19 protein-coding genes are annotated in these 17,355 nt (G+C 68.8%); 12 read left to right on the forward strand and 7 right to left on the reverse strand.

What is annotated here, in order from left to right:
• Positions 1 to 20: 20 nt before the first annotated feature.
• Positions 21 to 683, reverse strand: a complete 663-nt coding sequence (gene ctaE / locus IEX71_RS04010; protein ID WP_188835622.1) for an aa3-type cytochrome oxidase subunit III — start codon at positions 681 to 683, stop codon at positions 21 to 23.
• Positions 684 to 897: 214 nt separating this feature from the next.
• Between ctaE and IEX71_RS04015 the strand changes: the two genes are divergently transcribed.
• Together IEX71_RS04015 and trpD are read left to right on the forward strand one after the other, a co-directional pair.
• The gene (locus tag IEX71_RS04015; RefSeq protein ID WP_188835623.1) at positions 898 to 1,338 is read left to right on the forward strand and encodes a response regulator transcription factor; all 441 of its coding nucleotides are present in this window, start codon (positions 898 to 900) and stop codon (positions 1,336 to 1,338) included.
• 13 nt (positions 1,339 to 1,351) lie between these two features.
• Positions 1,352 to 2,419: an anthranilate phosphoribosyltransferase gene (gene trpD / locus IEX71_RS04020; RefSeq protein WP_188835624.1), complete on the forward strand. Its 1,068-nt coding sequence runs from the start codon at positions 1,352 to 1,354 to the stop codon at positions 2,417 to 2,419.
• 30 nt (positions 2,420 to 2,449) lie between these two features.
• Here the strand turns inward: trpD and IEX71_RS04025 are convergent, their stop codons facing one another.
• From IEX71_RS04025 to IEX71_RS04035, 3 genes are all read right to left on the reverse strand, one after another.
• On the reverse strand, positions 2,450 to 2,731 hold the full coding sequence (locus IEX71_RS04025) for an Lrp/AsnC family transcriptional regulator (RefSeq protein ID WP_188835625.1): 282 nt from the start codon (positions 2,729 to 2,731) through the stop codon (positions 2,450 to 2,452).
• A gap of 80 nt (positions 2,732 to 2,811) precedes the next feature.
• Positions 2,812 to 4,569 carry a DEDD exonuclease domain-containing protein gene (locus IEX71_RS04030; RefSeq protein WP_188835626.1) on the reverse strand — a complete coding sequence of 586 codons (1,758 nt, stop codon included), beginning with the start codon at positions 4,567 to 4,569 and terminating at the stop codon, positions 2,812 to 2,814.
• Between the two features lie 185 nt (positions 4,570 to 4,754).
• A complete protein-coding gene (locus IEX71_RS04035; RefSeq protein ID WP_188835627.1) occupies positions 4,755 to 5,351 on the reverse strand; it encodes a LysE/ArgO family amino acid transporter in 597 nt (198 codons plus the stop codon).
• Positions 5,352 to 5,424: 73 nt separating this feature from the next.
• Between IEX71_RS04035 and IEX71_RS04040 the strand changes: the two genes are divergently transcribed.
• The 8 genes from IEX71_RS04040 (at position 5,425) to IEX71_RS04075 (ending at position 11,135) form a co-directional block, all read left to right on the forward strand.
• Positions 5,425 to 6,294 (forward strand): LysR family transcriptional regulator ArgP, encoded by an 870-nt coding sequence (locus IEX71_RS04040; protein ID WP_188835628.1) that lies wholly within the window; start codon positions 5,425 to 5,427, stop codon positions 6,292 to 6,294.
• A gap of 63 nt (positions 6,295 to 6,357) precedes the next feature.
• A complete protein-coding gene (locus IEX71_RS04045; protein WP_188835629.1) occupies positions 6,358 to 6,576 on the forward strand; it encodes a hypothetical protein in 219 nt (72 codons plus the stop codon).
• A complete protein-coding gene (locus tag IEX71_RS04050; protein ID WP_188835630.1) occupies positions 6,573 to 7,451 on the forward strand; it encodes a gluzincin family metallopeptidase in 879 nt (292 codons plus the stop codon). The genes IEX71_RS04045 and IEX71_RS04050 overlap by 4 nt, the downstream gene beginning before the upstream one ends.
• A gap of 49 nt (positions 7,452 to 7,500) precedes the next feature.
• Entirely contained in the window at positions 7,501 to 7,944 is a 444-nt protein-coding gene (locus IEX71_RS04055) for an SRPBCC family protein (protein ID WP_188835631.1), read from the forward strand.
• On the forward strand, positions 7,944 to 8,924 hold the full coding sequence (locus tag IEX71_RS04060; protein ID WP_188835632.1) for a hypothetical protein: 981 nt from the start codon (positions 7,944 to 7,946) through the stop codon (positions 8,922 to 8,924). Before IEX71_RS04055 ends, IEX71_RS04060 begins: the two co-directional genes overlap by 1 nt.
• Before the next feature lies 1 nt (position 8,925).
• Positions 8,926 to 9,378 (forward strand): hypothetical protein, encoded by a 453-nt coding sequence (locus IEX71_RS04065; protein ID WP_188835633.1) that lies wholly within the window; start codon positions 8,926 to 8,928, stop codon positions 9,376 to 9,378.
• A gap of 33 nt (positions 9,379 to 9,411) precedes the next feature.
• Positions 9,412 to 10,422 (forward strand): ROK family glucokinase, encoded by a 1,011-nt coding sequence (locus tag IEX71_RS04070; protein ID WP_188835634.1) that lies wholly within the window; start codon positions 9,412 to 9,414, stop codon positions 10,420 to 10,422.
• An 8-nt stretch (positions 10,423 to 10,430) separates the two neighbouring features.
• On the forward strand, positions 10,431 to 11,135 hold the full coding sequence (locus IEX71_RS04075) for an endonuclease/exonuclease/phosphatase family protein (protein ID WP_188835635.1): 705 nt from the start codon (positions 10,431 to 10,433) through the stop codon (positions 11,133 to 11,135).
• A gap of 12 nt (positions 11,136 to 11,147) precedes the next feature.
• Here IEX71_RS04075 and IEX71_RS04080 read toward each other — a convergent pair whose 3' ends face one another.
• Together IEX71_RS04080 and IEX71_RS04085 are read right to left on the reverse strand one after the other, a co-directional pair.
• Positions 11,148 to 11,693, reverse strand: coding sequence for a hypothetical protein (locus tag IEX71_RS04080; protein WP_188835636.1), 546 nt, complete (start codon positions 11,691 to 11,693; stop codon positions 11,148 to 11,150).
• Positions 11,690 to 12,445, reverse strand: coding sequence for an alpha/beta hydrolase (locus tag IEX71_RS04085; RefSeq protein ID WP_188835637.1), 756 nt, complete (start codon positions 12,443 to 12,445; stop codon positions 11,690 to 11,692). Before IEX71_RS04085 ends, IEX71_RS04080 begins: the two co-directional genes overlap by 4 nt.
• Positions 12,446 to 12,608: 163 nt before the next feature.
• Here IEX71_RS04085 and IEX71_RS04090 point away from each other — a divergent pair, with 163 nt between their 5' ends.
• On the forward strand, positions 12,609 to 13,478 hold the full coding sequence (locus tag IEX71_RS04090) for a lysophospholipid acyltransferase family protein (RefSeq protein WP_188835638.1): 870 nt from the start codon (positions 12,609 to 12,611) through the stop codon (positions 13,476 to 13,478).
• Positions 13,479 to 13,560: 82 nt separating this feature from the next.
• Positions 13,561 to 14,895 (forward strand): class II 3-deoxy-7-phosphoheptulonate synthase, encoded by a 1,335-nt coding sequence (locus tag IEX71_RS04095; RefSeq protein ID WP_373284554.1) that lies wholly within the window; start codon positions 13,561 to 13,563, stop codon positions 14,893 to 14,895.
• 7 nt (positions 14,896 to 14,902) lie between these two features.
• On the opposite strand, the gene IEX71_RS04100 is transcribed toward IEX71_RS04095, so the two are convergent.
• Positions 14,903 to 17,272 (reverse strand): FUSC family protein, encoded by a 2,370-nt coding sequence (locus IEX71_RS04100; RefSeq protein WP_188835639.1) that lies wholly within the window; start codon positions 17,270 to 17,272, stop codon positions 14,903 to 14,905.
• Positions 17,273 to 17,355: the final 83 nt, after the last annotated feature.

A 17,355-nucleotide genomic window follows, 5' to 3' on the forward strand; every position in this document is an offset into this window, starting at 1 on the left:
CATCTTCAGCACGCCGTCCGTCACTTGAGGAGGTAGATCGTGGCGAACAGTGCAATCCAGACGACGTCGACGAAGTGCCAGTAATAGGAGACGACGATCGCGCCGGTCACCTGATGGTGCGTGAATTTCTTGGCCGTGAACGTGCGGCCGATGATCATCAGGAAAGCCAGCAGACCGCCGGTCACGTGCAGCGCGTGGAAGCCGGTGGTCATGTAGAACATCGAGCCGTAGGCGTCGGAGTCCAGCGAGATGCCCTCGGCGAACATGTTGGAGTATTCGAAGACCTGGCCGGAGACGAAGATGGCACCGAAGAGGAAGGCGAGGACATACCACTCGCGCATGCCCCAGGAACCGAGCTGCCACAGCTTGCCGTCGCGGTGCGACTTACCGGCCTCGGCTTTGAAGACACCGAACTGGCACCAGATCGAGGAGATCACCAGGATCAACGTGTTGCCGAAGGCGAAGCCGACCTCGAGATGGCTGGTGCGTTCGTCCCACAGTGGGCCGGCCACGGAGCGAATCGTGAAGTACATCGCGAAGAGCCCCGCGAAGAACATCAGCTCGCTGGCCAGCCACACCATGGTGCCGACTGCCGTCAGATTGGGTCTGCTGACAGGTCCATGCCCTGCCGGGATCCGGGAATCGCTCGTATGAGCCGTCGTTGCGGTCGCCACGTCCGCCATTATGGCCCCATCGGGGCAGACATGCGCGGGCGACCCCCCGACTGTCCAGATTGAACTTCTGGGCGAGTTCCGTTTCTTCCCAGTGCATCTGCCCAAACTGCGCCTGTTGCCGGGTCGGGGCCGGGTGAAAGGTCGCGTCATACGGCTGTCGTCGTGTCGTTGAACGCCCGACTGCTGTCGATCGTGCCCGGCCGGACCAGTAGCATTCGGAGCTATGAGCGCATCCTCCGCAGTGGTTCCGGCGGGCAAGACGTCCGGTGGCGTGCACCAGCTGACCGTCCTGCTCTACAGCGACGACATCGCCACCCGCGACGCCGTCCGACTGGGTGTCGGCCGACGGCCGTCCAAGGATGTCGAGATCACCAGCTGGCGCGAGTGCGCGACACCCGCAGCGGTTGTCGACGCTGTCGACAAGGAGCACTACGACCTGCTCATCCTCGACGGCGAAGCCGCCAAGCTCGGTGGCCTGGGCCTGTGTCGCCAGCTGAAGAACGAAGTCTTCGACTGCCCTCCGGTGCTGGTGTTGACCGGCCGGCCCTCCGACGGCTGGCTCGCGGTGTGGTCGCAGTGTGACGCTGCCGTCCCGCACCCGATCGACCCGCTGACGATCGGGGCGGCGATCGCCGACCTGATGCGCCGCGGCGCCACCGCCTGAGCGACGCGCCGACATGGCATCCGAGACGACCTGGCCGGCACTGCTCAACGCGTTGCTGGACGGGACGGACCTCACTGCGCCACAGGCGGGGTGGGCGATGGACAAGATCATGTCCGGTGAGGCCACCGGCTCACAGATCGCCGGGTTCCTGGTCGCGCTGCGTGCCAAGGGCGAGACAGTCGACGAACTGCGTGGGCTCGCGGACGAGATGATCCGGCACGCGGTGCCGATCGAGGTCCCGGGCGTCACCCTGGACATCGTCGGGACCGGCGGCGACGGGGCGCACACGGTCAACATCTCGACGATGTCGGCGATCGTCTGCGCCGGCGCGGGGGTGACTCTGGTCAAACACGGCAACCGTGCTGCGTCGTCGAAATCCGGTGCGGCCGATGTGCTGGAAGCGCTGGGGGTGCGGCTGGACCTCAACGCCGAGCAGGTGGCGGACGTCGCGCGGACAGCGGGCATCACCTTCTGCTTCGCGCAGACCTTCCACCCGTCGTTCCGCTTCACCGCGCCGACCCGTAGCGAGCTCGGCATTCGCACCGCGTTCAACGTGCTCGGCCCGTTGACGAATCCTGCTGCGCCGCAGTTCGCATCGATCGGCGCGGCGGATCCACTGATCCTGCCGCTGATGGCCGGGGTGTTCGCCGAACGTGGCCGCAACGCAGCGGTCTCGCGGGGCGACGACGGTCTGGACGAAGTGACGGTGACGACCACCTCGACAGTGCACTGGGTCGCGGACGGGCACGTCAGCGCGCACACGATCGATCCGCGCGAGCACGGCATACAACTGGTGGGCATCGAAGCCCTACGAGGCGGCGATGCCACGCGGAACGCTGCCGTTGCGCGGGAGTTGTTCGCCGGGGCACCGGGCTCGGTCCGCGACGCGGTGTTGCTGAACGCGGGGCTCGCACTCGCGGTGGTGGCCGGTGGTGACGGTCCGGGGCGCTTCGGTGCGTATGACGGGATCGACGCGGCGCTGGACGCGGGCATCGCCCGGGCACGCGACGCCATCGATTCCGGTGCGGCGAGTGCGGTCGTCGACCGATGGGCGGCCGCGACCGAGGACGTGCGCGGCTGAGCCGCTTCGGTCAAGGGTCGGGCCGAGGACTCAGTCGTCGAGACCAATCGCGAACGCTGCGCCCAGGTCACGGCTCGAGTAGGTGCGGAAGGCGATGTGCGTCTGTGAGTCGCGCACACCCTCGACCTTGTTGAGCCGGTCTGCGATCACATCGGCGAAGTCCTCGTGCTGGCCGACCTTGGCCACCGCGATCAGGTCGACGTCACCGGTGACGCTGTAGACCTCGGCGATGCCGTCGATCTCGGAGATCTCCTGTGCCACCTCGGGAATGCGGTGCACATCGGCCTTGATCATCACGATCGCAGAAATCATGCCCTGAGCTTAGTCACCGACCCGCTCCTGCGAATACTTCGCGGGGAGACACTCCCTCCGGGATATTTCGCCGGCACACGTCAGGCGGTCACTCGCCGATGTCCGCGCCATGCGCTGGACTCCTCGAAACCCGGGACGGCAGCGCGGTCGTTGATCGTCTCGTCCAGCGATGCCTGGGCGCCGGCGGCGCCCCCGACCGGGCAGATCCAGACACCGTCGATGTCGACGATGCGAACACCCGGCTGCTCCATCCAGCGCAAGATCTTCTCGGTCTCCTCGTGGGTCGCCGCCGGAACGGCGACCTCGGGCCGCTCGACGTGCTCGGCGCTCTCACGCAGCGCGGCGATGAATCCGCTGGGGTCGGTCCGCGGTGGACACACGGTGGCGCCGGCGAACCGGCCGTAGCGGACGCAGGTGAACTCCCAGCCGCCCGCGGGTGTGGGGGCCGCAGCGATGATCTCCGGGCTGATCGCCAGCGGCGTCATACGTTGGGTGCGAGCGGCTGCCCGGACCAGGGCGAGCATCCGGTCGCGCACCGCCGCGGCGTCCTCGAAGCGCTGGTCCGCGGCCAGCGTGCGCAGCCGTTGGCTCAGGGCGTCGATCACCTGGTGGCCGTCGCCGTCCAGGGCGGACGCGACCCGGTCGGCGATCTCGGCGTAGTCGTCCGGTGACTGGCGGCCGTCGCACGGCGCGCCGCACCGTCCCATCTCGGCCAGTGCACAGGCGGAGCCGGTGCCCTTGCGGGACAGGCGCGCGGTGCACTGCCGCAGCGGGACCACCTCGTGCACCGCCGCGGCTGCCTGCTCGGCCACCGAGCGCGAGGTGAACGGCCCGGCGTAGGTGGCGCCGTCGTCGCGCATGGTCCGCACGATCGACAGGCGCGGGAACGCCTCGGCGGTCAGCTTGAGCCACATCGTCCGCTCGGGGTGTCGCGAGCGGCGGTTGTAGCGGGGTTTGTGCTCGGCGATCAGCCGCAACTCGCGGACCTGGGCCTCCAGGGTCGTGTGGCACACGATCGGGGTGACCGATGTCGCCAGCCGGACCATCTCGGCCATCCGGGTGCGCTGCTCGCTCGCGGTGAAGTAGTTGCGGACCCGGCGTTTGATGTCGATCGACGTGCCGATGTAGAGGGCCTCGCCGCGCTCGTCCTTGAAGACGTAGACGCCCGGTGCCGACGGCAGCCCCTCGGCGAGGAAACGCTTGCGGCGCTGGTCCGGGGTGACCCGCGACGTGTAGGACCGCAGCTCCTCGAACGTGTGCACCCCGAGGTTGCCGACGCGCTCGATCAGACCGTGCAACACGTCGACGGTCGCCTGGGCGTCGTGCAGGGCGCGGTGGTCGGGCGTGACCCGGGTGCTGAAGACCCGTGCGAGGGAGGAGAGCTTGTGGTTGGGCGACTCGTCGCGGGTGACCAGCTGGCGCGCGAGGTGCACCGTGTCGAGCACGGCGTTGCCCGGCCAGGGGAGCTGGAGCCGCTCGCAGTTGACCTTGAGGAACGTGATGTCGAAACGGGCGTTGTGGGCGACCAGCACCGCGTCGCCGATGAACTCCAGGAACGCCGACAGCGCCTCGCCGATGAACGGCGCGTTGGCCACCATCGGATCGGTGATGCCGGTCAGCACCGAGATGAACGCGGGGATCGGCTCGCCGGGGTTGACGAGGGTCTGGAACTCACCCAGCTCCTGCCCGCCGCGGACCTTGACTGCTCCGATCTCGGTGATCTCGCACTCGGTCGGGCTGCCGCCGGTGGTCTCCAGGTCGAGCACGACGAACGTGACGTCGGCGAGGGGGGTGCCCAGGTCGTCGAACGTCGACTGGATCGGTGCCGGCATCGTCATGACGGCCTCCTCCTCCGTCGGATGCCGTCATCAACCTGAGCCCACTGTCGCTCGCTGCGCTCGCTCATGACGGCCTCCTCCTCCGTCGGATGCCGTCATCAACCCGAGCCCACTGTCGCTCGCTGCGCTCGTTCATACCGACGAACGTAGGTGCGGGGTATGACAATCTGCGTTCCGGCTCGCCGTCAGGCGAAGATCAGCAGCGCGGCGATCGTGAGCATCGTGACGCCGATGACGACGTCGAGCACCCGCCAGGTCATCGGCCGGCTCATCACCGGGGCAGCGAGCCGGGCGCCGTACCCGATCAGCACGAACCAGGCGACGCTGCCCATGCACGCGCCGGCCGCGAACCACCAGCGGCCCACGATGCCCTGCTGGTTGGCGACGTTGCCGAGCATCAGGACAGTGTCGAGATAGACGTGCGGGTTGAGGAAGGTGATGGCCAGCGCAGCACCGATCACCGAACCTCTGGTGGCGACCTTCCCGGAGGTCAGCGCATGCGAGGTGCGGGCCGCGGCCAGCGAGCGGACACCGAACCAGATCAGGTATGCCGCACCTGCCCAGCGCAGGATGTCCAGGACGGTGGGGTGGCTGCTGATGATCGCGCCGACGCCCGCCACACCGGCGTTGATCAGCAGGACGTCGCCCGCGATGCAGACGAGCACGACGGAGCCGACGTGCTGCAGCGTGAGGCCCTGCCGGAGGACGAGAGCGTTCTGTGCGCCGATCGCGATGATGAGGGACAGTCCGGTGAACAGGCCGGTGAGTGCTGGATTGATCATGGTGCGCCCAACGTATGGCGCAGACCGAGATGAAGGCCAGCGAAAGTTTCTACAGAAGCATTAGCATCGCTTCATGCAGGACGAACACTTGCAGACCCTCGTCGCGGTCGCGGATGAAGGCACCTTCGAGGCAGCGGCCCGCCGGCTGCACATCACACCGTCAGCGGTCAGCCAACGGATCCGAGCGCTCGAGGCGGCGGTGGGTGCCGTTGTGGTGCAACGTAGTTCGCCGGTGCGACCGACGGATGCCGGCGAGGTCCTGCTGCGCCTCGGACGCCAGCGCGCGGCCCTCGAACACGAGGCGCGGGCCGAGCTCGGCCTGACCGGCGAGGGGGTCGAGAACCTCGCGGTTGCGGTGAACGCGGACTCGCTCGCGACCTGGTTCGCCACCGCACTGGAAGCGGTCGCCGGCTGGCCGGGCGTGGCACTCCATCTACGGGTCGAGGACCAGGCGCACAGCAGCGCGCTGCTGCGGTCGGGTGCCGTGGTCGCGGCGATCACGTCCGATCCCGTTGCGGTCCAGGGCTGTTCGGTGGTGCCGCTCGGCCGGATGCGCTATCTGCCCCTGTGTACGCCGGAGTTCCGTGAACGTCACCGGCGCGGACGCGCGGTCGATCTGAGCGGTATGCCGATGGTGCGGTTCAACGAGCGCGACGACCTGCAGGACGAGCTCCTGCGGGCGCGGGACGTCGTGGCCACCGGAGCCGTCCACGAGGTCCCGTCGTCGGAGTCGTTCGTCACCGCGGTCGCGGGCGGACTGGGTTGGGGGATGGTGCCGGTGCTGCAGGCACGGGACCGGCTGGACCGGGGCGAACTGGTGCGGGTCGTGCGTGACCATGTCGCTGACGTGCAGCTGCACTGGCAGGCGTGGCGGCTGCGGACCGAGCGGCTGCAGCGCCTCACGGACATGGTCACAGACGCCGCGAGGAGGGGCTTGTCATAGGTCGGCTCTAGCGTCCGAGGCAATGGTTGATCGATCGACCACGGACGACGAAGAGGTGATGACATGCAGATCGATTGCGACACCTGCCCGGTGCGTGACCGGCACTGCGCCGAGTGCATGGTGACCGCGTTGCTGCAGCTCGCACCGCTGGAGCAGCGCCTGGACGGCGACGAGCGGCGTGCGGTCGACGGCCTTGCGTCGGCCGGGCTGATCACGGCACAGGAGGCGATGGCGGCCACCGCACGGATCGAACCCTGGAAGCCGTTACGGTCGACCGGGTGAAGGAGACCACCCGACGGACGATCACACGTCGTACGGCGTGTTGCGCCGGGTGGGTCTTGTTCGGCGCGCTCGCGGCCGGATGCTCCTCGAGTGGGGACCATGCCGATCCGACGTCCTCGTCGGCCGGCGCGCACACCTCGGCGACCGTGTCGGGCACCGCGCGCGGCATTCGAGTGGTGGTGTCCGGTGATGTCCCCGACGCGAGATTGCGGGAGGTGCTGCGCGATGCGCAGACCGCGGGGCGGCGTGTCCGACAGGTGTGGGGCAGGTCGGTGTTGACCGGGACCACACGCATCGACGTGCCGGCCGACGAGGAGGGCTTCCGTCGGCATGGCGGATCCGTCGAGCCCGGCGCGCAGATCGCGGCGACGACGACTGCCGACGACCGGGTGGTGTTGGCGCCGTCCTTGTTCACCGATGTCACGTCGCAGGGGCGAGTCGTCGTCCTGACCCACGAGCTGACTCACGTTGCGTTGCACCAGGCGGCGTCTGTCGATATCCGGCGCTGGGTGGTCGAAGGGGCGGCCGAGTTCACCGCCTACCGCGCGACGCGGCTCGGTCTCGCGCGGCTGGCGCCACAGCTGGCGGCCGCAGTTCGCGCCGGCCGCGTGCCGGCCGGCCCACCGAGTGACGCTCGCTTCAGGTCCGCACCGCAGGCGGCATACCAGGAGGCTTATGCCTGGTGCGCTTTCCTGGTCGATCGGTTCGGTCTCGAGCGGTTCACCGATTTCGTCCGGTCCGCCGCGCCGACGGCCGGCGCGGACGATTTCGCGGCAACGTTCGGCGCGAGCGTCGCATCGCAGCGCGGCCCGTTCGGGGCTTTCCTGCGGGCACGTGTCGGAGTCGAAACCGCAGCGAGCCGCCCCGGGGGATGATTCGCGGCGCAGCGACCGGCCGACGTGCGCCGACAGGTAGGCTCCCGGCATGGCTGACAGCACCAAGTCCTCCGTCTCGATCAAGGCCCCGCCCGCCGAGGTCCTCGACGTGATCGCCGACTTCGACAGCTATCCGGAATGGACCGGGCAGATCAAGAAGGCCGAAGTCCTCAGTGAGGACGAGCAGGGCTGGCCGCTGCAGGTGCAGTTGACTCTGGACGCCGGTGTCATCAAGGACACCTATGTGCTGGCCTACACGTGGGACGTCGGCGAGGACGGCACCGGTGTCGTGTCGTGGGAGCTGGTCAAGTCCAGCATCCTGAAGTCGCTCGACGGCATCTACCGGCTGTCCGGCACGGACGACCAGACCGACGTCGTCTACGAGCTCACCGTCGACCTCAGCATCCCGGTCATCGGCATGCTCCGACGGAAGGCCGAGAAGACCATCATCGAGACCGCCTTGAAGGGCTTGAAGAAGCGCGTCGAGGGCTGATGTCGGCACGCGTTCTGCTGGTCACCGGACCCGGTGGAGCGGGCTCGTCGACCACGGCCGCACGGCTGGCGGACCATCTCGCCGGGGAGGGCCGGGCGGTCACCGTCCTGGATGCGGACCCGTATGACGGTGCTGCTGCCCGCTGTCGTCGGTCGTCGGTGCTCACCGCGGCGGCGCACCGGACGACGAAGGACGACGAGGCCGCGCGTCGACTCGTCGAAACGCTGGGCGACTCGGCCGATCTGATCGATCCGCTGCGGCACACGAGCACGGCGAGCTGCCTGCGCCTCCTGTGGTCCATTCCGGTGGAGGTCGGGCCCGAGCACACCGTCGTCATCGATGCCGGCACACACGGTCCCGAGTTGGCCCGGCTGGCCCGGACGCTTCCGGGAACGCTGCTGCGGCTGTCCCGTGTCGGCACCGGCTGGTTGCGCACCGCTCGGCCACTGCTCGCGGCGGTCGGTGGGCGCCGGCCGGGCCCGGCGCTCCTTACGCATCTACAGGACGGCGTCCAGCGCGCACGCGTCATACGCAACGCGGTCTGTGGGGGATCCGGTGGCGCTCTGTTGGTCGCCTCCGACCCCGGCAAGACCGCACGCCTGGCCGTCGGCGTCGGACTCAGCGGCGTCCACGTGCGCGGCGTCATCGGCTGGGACGACGCGAAGAGCGACCTGCTGCCCGGCGTACAACGCCTCGCGGCTGACCAGGCGATCAATGGCGCCGATTGGGAGCCGGAGTTGCCGCTGCGGATCTCGGCGGACCCGGAGACCGAGGGCTATCGACTGCGAATGCCGTTACCGCTGAGCGATTTTCGAGACTTGAAACTGCGCTGGTCCGAGCACAGCCTGATGTTGAGCGCTTGCGGGCACCAGTCTCTCCTCGAGCTGCCGTCGGCATTGCAACGGTGCCACCCGTCGGGTGCCCGCCTGCGAGACGGCATGCTTGATGTCGCATTCCGCCCCACCCGAGCAGGAGCCTGACGTGACACCCGACGAACCCTCCGACACCAGCGACGAGCAGTCCGGACCCGCATCGGTCGCCGATGAAGCGATGCGCCTGGCCGAGGCGTTCGCGGTGTGGGCCCAGAACAGCAAGCTCGCCGCGGAAGCAACGGTGGACGACAGCGCACGCGACGACGCCACCGCGAACACGGCGCCGGTCCCGGAGCGCCACCGATCGACAGCGGGTTGTGACTGCGCACAGGGGACGGCAGTCGAGGCGGTCTGCCGCATGTGCCCGGTCTGCCGGCTCGCCGGCGTCGTACAGGCCGTGCAGCCGGACCTGCTGGACCGGGTCGCCGACCTGCTCGGTGTGGTGGCCGGTGGGCTACACACCGCCGCACAGCAGCGCCGCACCGCCGACGCGCCGACGAAGGACGAGCGGGACACCTCCGGCGGCGTGGACGTCCCGGTGACCGGGGAGGACGACGACTGACATGCGAGGAGCGCAGGCGAAGGAGATGGGCAAGTGACGGATTCGGGGTCCACCCTCGCCATCGGTATCGACATCGGCGGCACCAAGGTCGCCGGTGGCCTGGTGAACGAGTCCGGCACGGTGGTCGACCACGTACGCCGGGACACGCCGCACCGCACGACCGAGCCGAAGGTCGTGGAGGACCTCATCGTCGAGGTGGTGCACGAGTTGTTGGCGCGCGCCACGAGCGACGTCATCGGCATCGGCATCGGTGCGGCCGGGTTCGTCGCGGCGGACCGTGCGACCGTCGTCTTCGCCCCGCATCTCTCTTGGCGCCACGAGCCGCTGCGCGAGGCACTGGTGCAGCGCCTCGACATCCCCGTGTTCGTCGACAACGACGCGAATGCCGCGTGCTGGGCCGAATACCGCTTCGGCAACGTGCAGGGTGAGTCCCACGTCGTGATGGTCAACCTCGGCACCGGCATCGGCGGCGCCATCGTGGTCAACGGCCGGATCCAACGCGGCCGGTTCGGCATCGCGGGGGAGTTCGGCCACATGCAGGTCATGCCCGGTGGACACCGCTGCGAGTGCGGCAACCGCGGTTGCTGGGAGCAGTACGCCAGTGGGAACGCCCTGGTGCGAGAAGCACGTTCGCTGGTCCTGGCAGGTTCCCCGCTGGCGCACGACCTGGCCGCCAGCGTCGATGGCGATCCGCGTCGGTTGACCGGCCCGATGATCACCGAGGCGGCCCGGGCCGGTGATCCGACCGCTGAGGAGCTCCTCGCGGAGATCGGCACCTGGCTGGGCACCGGCCTGGCCAACCTGGCGAACGCCTTCGATCCCGGCGCCTTCGTCATCGGCGGCGGCGTCAGCGCGGCCGGCAGCATGCTGCTCGACCCGGCGCGCGACTCGTTCCGCCGACACCTCGCCGGACGTGGTTATCGGCCCGAAGCGCGCATCGTGCAGGCGGCCCTCGGCAACGAGTCGGGTTTCGTGGGAGCCGCGGACCTCGCACGCACCGCCGTCCTCGAGCGGGCCGACGCAACCGCAGGTAACGGGCGATGAGCGCAGGTATGCCGGTTCCGCCTCGCGACGCGCACTGCATCCGGGTGGCGTCATACAACGTGCGTGCGCTGAAGGACGACCGCTCCGCGCTGGTCGAAGTGATCCGCTCGATCGCCCCGGACGTGTTGCTACTGCAGGAGGTCCCGCGACATCCGGTGTCGGGGCACCGCATCGCGACCTTCGCCGACGAGCTCGGCCTGACCTGGTTCGGCGGCAAGCGCTTCCGGATGAGCACCACACTGATGACCAGCCTGCGGGTGGACGTGCTCGACGCCCACCACGGGCGATTGCCGGTGCGCAGGTTCGACGAGCCGCGCGGTTACGGGATGGCCACCGTCCGCCTGCCCGGGCATCGCCCGCTGGTCGCTGCCAGCGCGCACCTGTCGCTGCGCGGCGCCGACCGGTTGCCGGAGGCGAAGGCGTTGCTGGCAGCGGCGGGCACCCCGACCCCGCCGATGGTGGTTGGCGGTGACCTCAACGAAGAGCCGTCCGGGCGGACCTGGCGGCACTTCGCGAGGGAGTTGCGGGAGGTGTCCGCCGACACGCCGACCTACTCGGCCCAGGACCCGCACAAGCGGATCGACGGCATCTTCGCGTCAGCCCAACTGCTAGGCGTGACACCGGAATTGGAGACTTCTGCGACGAAGCTCGCAGCAGCCACGGATCACCTTCCGGTGGTGGTCGACCTCGACCTGAGCGCCCTGCAGGGCTGACCCCGGTCGGGTCTAGAGCACCGCGCCGTGGTCATCATCCAGGTCGTCGCGGTTCTTGGGAGACCGCATGATCAACTGCACGACTCCGGCGACGAAGAGCGCACAGGCCAGCAGCCACCACAGTGACTGGGCGTAGCGGTCGAAGAAGAAGAGGTAGAGCAGCCAGGCCGGCCCGCCGACCAGGCAGCCGATCATGGTCCAGAAACCGAGGTCCTCACCACTCGGCAACGGTTGCGGCGGAGCCGGGACGAACGTATCGGCCTCGTCGTCGTCCAGCAACGATGCCGAGCCTGAGGGCGGCATACGCCACTGGTCGGGCAGGTCGGCGAGCGGTGCGGTCGACTCGGGCGCCGCTGCATCGCCGTCGTCCGGGTCATCCTCTTCGGCGAGCTCGTCCGAGGCATCGACCACGTCGTCGTCCATGCGGTCGTTCTTAGAGCGTTCGACGGGCGCGGGGGTGTCCGGGATGGTGAACGACGGGTCGATGTTCCAGATGATGTCGGCAAACCGGCGGTCGATGTCGGTCTGCTCGTCCGGCTCCTCGCGCCGCTCGCTCATACCGGCCGCTCGGCGACCCGCTGGATGAACTGCACGGTTTCATCCTCGATCAGCGGAGCATCGTTGTCGAGGGTCGCGACGTGATAGCTGTCGGTCAGCAGGATCTCCGTCTTGTCGGTGCTGGACACCCGGGCCAGCAGCAGCGCGGAGCACTCCGGCGGCACGACGTGGTCGTCGGGGGAGTGCATCAGCAGCAGTGGTTGCGTCACCTGCGGCAGGTCGCGCGTCACTTGCGCCCACATCTGCCGCTGGGACTGCAGCGCTTTCAGGGGCGTGCGGTCGTAGGCGAGTTCGGTGGACCCGGGCTTCTTGATGTCGTTGGCGATCGAGGCGATCGAGGGCACGACGTGCTGCAGCGCCGGTAGGGCCTTGAGCCGTATGTCGCGCATCGTGTAGGCCGGGTTGATCAGCACCAGACCCTGTATGCCGTACGGATGTGTCTGTGCGGCAAGGGTCGCCAGCGTCCCGCCCATCGACAGGCCGATGGCGATGACGCGGTCGCAGCGTCGCTCCAGCTCGGCGTATGCCGCATCGATCGCCGACCACCAGTCGGTCCAACGGGTCCGGTTTAGGTCCTTCCAGTTGGTGCCGTGCCCGGGAAGGCGGGGGAGTCGCACGGTGTAGCCCTCGTCGGCGCAACGCTGTGCGATCGGCAGCATGCTCTGCGGGGTGCCGGTGAATCCGTGGCAGACGAGCACGCCGGTCCTGGAGCCGTCGTGGGCAAAGGGTTCAGCGCCTGGCAGCACGTCCATCGTTGTTCCTTCGCTGAGCATGTCAGGGTGGTGGTCCGGGCACCATTGTTTCACCTCGATCGTGAGCCGTGCTGCCTGCCGTATCCTGCACGCGGGATCAGTGCAGTTTTGTTCATTCTCAGGTGCCAGTGGCCCGACAGGCCCTCGGCGCGAAGGAGACACGGTGTTCTATTGGTTGCTGAAGTGGGTGCTGCTCGGCCCGCTGCTCAAAGGCATCTTTCGGCCGACGGTCGAGGGCGCGCAGAACGTCCCTGAGCGTGGCCCGGTGATCCTGGCCAGCAACCACTTGTCGGTCGCCGACTGGCTCTTCATGCCGCTGGTGATCCCGCGCCGGGTCACGTTCGTCGCCAAGGCCGAATACTTCAACACGCCCGGCTTCAAGGGTCGCTTGCAGAAGGCTTTCTTCTCCGGCGCGGGCCAGGTGCCGATCGACCGTTCCAGCGGGTCGGCGGCGGCCGGCGCGCTCGCCACCGGCCTGCGGATCCTGTCTGATGGCGATGTCTTCGGCATCTACCCCGAGGGCACGCGCTCGCCCGACGGGCGGCTCTACAAGGGCAAGACCGGCCTCGCTCGCATCGCGCTCGAGTCGGGCGCGCCGGTGATCCCCGTCGGCGTCATCGGCACCGACGTCATCGCGCCGCAGGGCAAGCTGTTCGGCCGGATCGTCCAACCGCACGTCCGCTTCGGTGAGCCGATCGACTTCTCCCGCTACGAGGGGATGCAGGACGACCGCTTCGTGCTGCGCTCGATCACCGACGAGGTGATGTACGAGATCATGCTGCTGACCGGTCAGGAGTATGTCGACGTCTACGCGGCCTCGCTGAAGAAGGGCGGGTTGACGCAGAAGGCCAAGGAGATCGGTGGTGGAGCGGCAGCGCTCGCGACGCAGGCCAAGGACCGGTTGCAGCATCACAAGGACGACAAGACGGACGAGAAGTCGACCGGGGACGCGGCCGGCGCGGACGCCGAGGGAAGCACCCCGGACGCACCTGCCTCGGGCGACGCCGATGGCGTTGAGGAGACCACCAGGTAATACCGGGCGCGGCATATTCATCTGACGCCCGTACCCTTGGCTCGTGAGTACGACGACCCCAGACGCGACCTCCGTACCCCGCCTGCTGAGCGAGCAGGTCGAATGGCCCACGCTGCCTGCCCTCCAGCAGCCGCAGTGGCCGAACGGTGACGAGGTCTATCGGGTGCGTGCCGAGCTCGCGGCCGCACCGCCGCTCGTCTTCGCCGGCGAGTGCGACGTGTTGCGCTCTCGGCTGGCCGCCGCGGCCGTCGGTGACGCCTTCGTGCTGCAGGGCGGCGACTGCGCCGAGCGCTTCTCCGAGGCGACCGCCGACAACATCCGCGACCGGGTCAAGACCATCCTGCAGATGGCTGCCGTGCTGACGTATGGCGCGAGCACACCCGTGGTCAAGATCGGCCGGTTGGCCGGGCAGTACGCCAAGCCCCGCAGCAATGACACCGAGACCCGTGGCGACGTGACGTTGCCGGCCTTCCGCGGCGACATCATCAACGACTTCGACTTCAACCCCGAGTCGCGCACGCCGGACCCGCAGCGGCTGCTGCGCGCCTACCACACGGCGTCCTCGACGCTGAATCTCGTACGCGCTTTCACCACAGGCGGATTCGCGGATCTGCGGCAGGTGCACGAGTGGAACCGCGGCTTCATCGCCAACTCGGCATACTCGCGGTACGAGTCGATCGCTCGCGAGATCGACCAGGCGATGAAGTTCATGCTCGCGTGTGGCGTCGACTTCGAGTCGACCCCGCTGTCCGGCGTGGAGTTCTTCGCCAGCCACGAGGCGCTGCTGCTGGATTACGAGCAGCCGCTGACCCGCATCGACTCCCGCACCGGCAACCCCTACGCGGTCTCCGGGCACTTCGTGTGGGTCGGCGAGCGGACCCGCCAGCTGGACCACGCGCACATCGATTTCGCGGCGCGGATCCACAACCCGATCGGCGTGAAGCTCGGTCCGACCGCCGACCCGGACGAGGTCGTCTCGCTGATCGAGCGCCTCGACCCGAACCGCGAGCCCGGGCGGCTGACCTTCATCACCCGGATGGGTGCGGGCAACGTGCGTGACAAGCTGCCGGCGATCGTGCGGCGGGTCACCGAGACCGGAGCGAAGGTCGTGTGGATCTGCGACCCGATGCACGGCAACACCTTCGAGTCGTCAACCGGTTACAAGACCCGCGAGTTCGACTCGATCATCGACGAGGTGCGCGGCTTCTTCGAGGTGCACCGTGACCTGGGCACCGTGCCCGGCGGCCTGCACGTCGAGCTGACCGGAAACGACGTCACCGAGTGCCTGGGTGGCAGCGAGAAGATCATCGACGCCGATCTCGAGAAGCGTTACGAAACCGCGTGCGACCCGCGCCTGAACCACCAGCAGAGCCTGGAGCTGGCGTTCCTCGTCTCGGAGATGCTCTCCCACCGCTGACCAACCATCACTCGGCGTTGAGGGCGGCCGCGTCCAGCGCACGCACCTGCAGGTCCGCCGCCGCGGCGAACGCCGCCATCGACTCGTCCAGCAGCCGGGCGTCGCGCAGCAACAACTGCTCCGGCGTGAGCTGGTCGGCGTCGGCTCTGCCGGTGGCGATGACGTCGAAGAGCGACGCGGATCGCGTGTAGACCTGGTCGCTCGCACGATGATCCTCGGTGAGCGCGTCGGCGATCGCCTGCAACGAGACGCTGAGCCGGTCGCGCGCCGCGTCGAGACGCTCGGCGTCCGGCCGAAGGCCGTCACCACCGGTCGCGCCCGCGACGATCCGCCCACTCTCGCGCAACATCATCCGCGCGCGGTGGACGGATGCGTCGGCCGCCGATCGCAGCCCGCGATGCACGTCGCTGCCCGGTCCCGGCACACCGCGCAACGGCCGGAGCGCGGCGACCAGCGTCTGGTGCGCACCGTCGAGAGTGCGCGCTGCCGCACGCAATTCGGCATCCGCGCAGTCGCCGGTGACGCGGCGTAGCGCACCGTCGGCCAGATCCCGGACAGCCTCGGCGTGAGCTCGGGCGGCCACCCGCACGACCTGCCAGGAACGCAGCGGGAAGACCACAAGGACCGTCACGATCGCGACGGCAGCGCCGATCGCGGTCTCCTCCAGCCGCAGGCGCAGCAGGAAGTCGGAGTATTCGCCGAGCTGGACGTACATCTGCGACACCATCACGGTGATGCCGACGACCATGAACGCGTAGCTGATCCGCAGCAGGTAGATGCCCAGGCCGATGGCGACGAGCACCGTCAGGATGGCCAGGTCGGTGTGATGCCCGATGGCATGTGCGAGCAACGACCCGATGAAGACACCGACGAGCGTGCCGAAGACACGCAGGAGTCCCTTGCGGACCTGCTCCAGCGCGTTGTTCGCACCCATGAAGGTCACGAAGGCCGCGATCACCGCCCAGTAGAACCTCCGCTCCGACAGCAGACTGCCCAGCACGATCGCTCCACTGACCGCGACACCGATCTGGATCGCGACCCGCACGTTCGGAGCCAGCCGGACCCGGTCGATCCGACGCGGTCCGCGCTCGTTCGACGCGCTCGCGCTGACGAGGGTCGAGCCCGGCAGCCACCCACCGACGAGTTGGACCGACGAGGTGAACTCCTGATCGTCGTCAGCCGCGAGATCACGGAGCGGCTCACCGGCCGACTGCGACCAGTCCGTGACGCTGGTCGCGAATCGGTGCAGTATGACGCGCCGGTGCCGCGACACGTCGTCGGACGTCGACGCCGCCGGCAGGTCGTGGAGCCGGTCGGACAGCTTGGCCGCGGCATCGCGTGCACCGACCGCGTCATGCGTGCCGACGGCCGTCAGCGCCATACGCACCAGCGCGCGGTCGTCCCGATCCAGACCGAGTCGGGCGAGCGTCGCGGTGAACCGTGCCATGTTGCTGAGCGCCTGCTCGGCGTCGAAGACGACCTGGTGCAGGTGTCTGGCGGTCAGGCCGCCAGGCAGCGCGCCGGGTGTGCCGAGGGCCGCGTCGACCATCAGAGCGGTCTCGTTCAACCGCACCGTGCGACGCGCGAGTCGCCGCTGCGCGCGCCGGTCCGATGGATCGTCCAGCACGTCGAGGGCGGTGTCGACCAGCGCCCGGGCACGGCTGGCGAAGCTGCGTCGGAGCCGGCGCAGCGTGCGCCGGCGGCTGGGGTGGAAGAGGATCAGCTGTGCCGCGGCGGCCACCACCGCGCCGACGCAGACCTCGGGTGCGAGCCACTTGATGGTCGAGAAGTCGACCCGGCTGCCCAGGAAGAAGCCCATGAAGTCACCCATGAAGAGCAACTGCCCGCCGAAGAACCCCCACGGTCCAAACCTGCGCAGGTAGGCGCCACCGGCGAGGATCGCGGTCAGCAGGGCGAGCGCCAGGGCGCGGTGCGCACCGGTCGCAAGGCCGATGGCCAGACCGGCGATCATCGGCACCGGCATCAGCAGGATCGTGAGGTAAAGGCGGCCCACGGACGGGGCCATCGGGGCCGCGAACGTCGCCATCATGCACACCATCGCCCCGACCATCATGCTCATGACGAGCATGGCGTGGTTGCCGGCGGCGACCTGTGCGGCCACGGTGGCGGGGAGCGCATCGGTCAGTGGTTGCTGCAGTGCTCCGGTGAGGTCGACGAAGAGTCGCTCGGCCAGCAGCGCAGCCCCGATGCTGACGACGACCTGGAGCGCCATACGGAGGCGGTTGAAACCGGGATCTGAGGCGATGAACCAGTCGATCCACTCCGAGCGCGGGCGCCGGGGTCCCGGCGGCGTGGGCCGGCCGCGCCGAGCGCGGCCACCGACCGAGGCCCAGGGAGTGGAGACTGCCCCTGTCATTTCGACGATGTGGAGGAACCGGGGCTAATCACTTAGGCATCCTATCGGATGCATCCTCCGTTTCCGAATCTCCGTGAGCGGAG

Source organism: Flexivirga endophytica (assembly GCF_014640635.1).
GTDB lineage: Bacteria > Actinomycetota > Actinomycetes > Actinomycetales > Dermatophilaceae > Flexivirga > Flexivirga endophytica.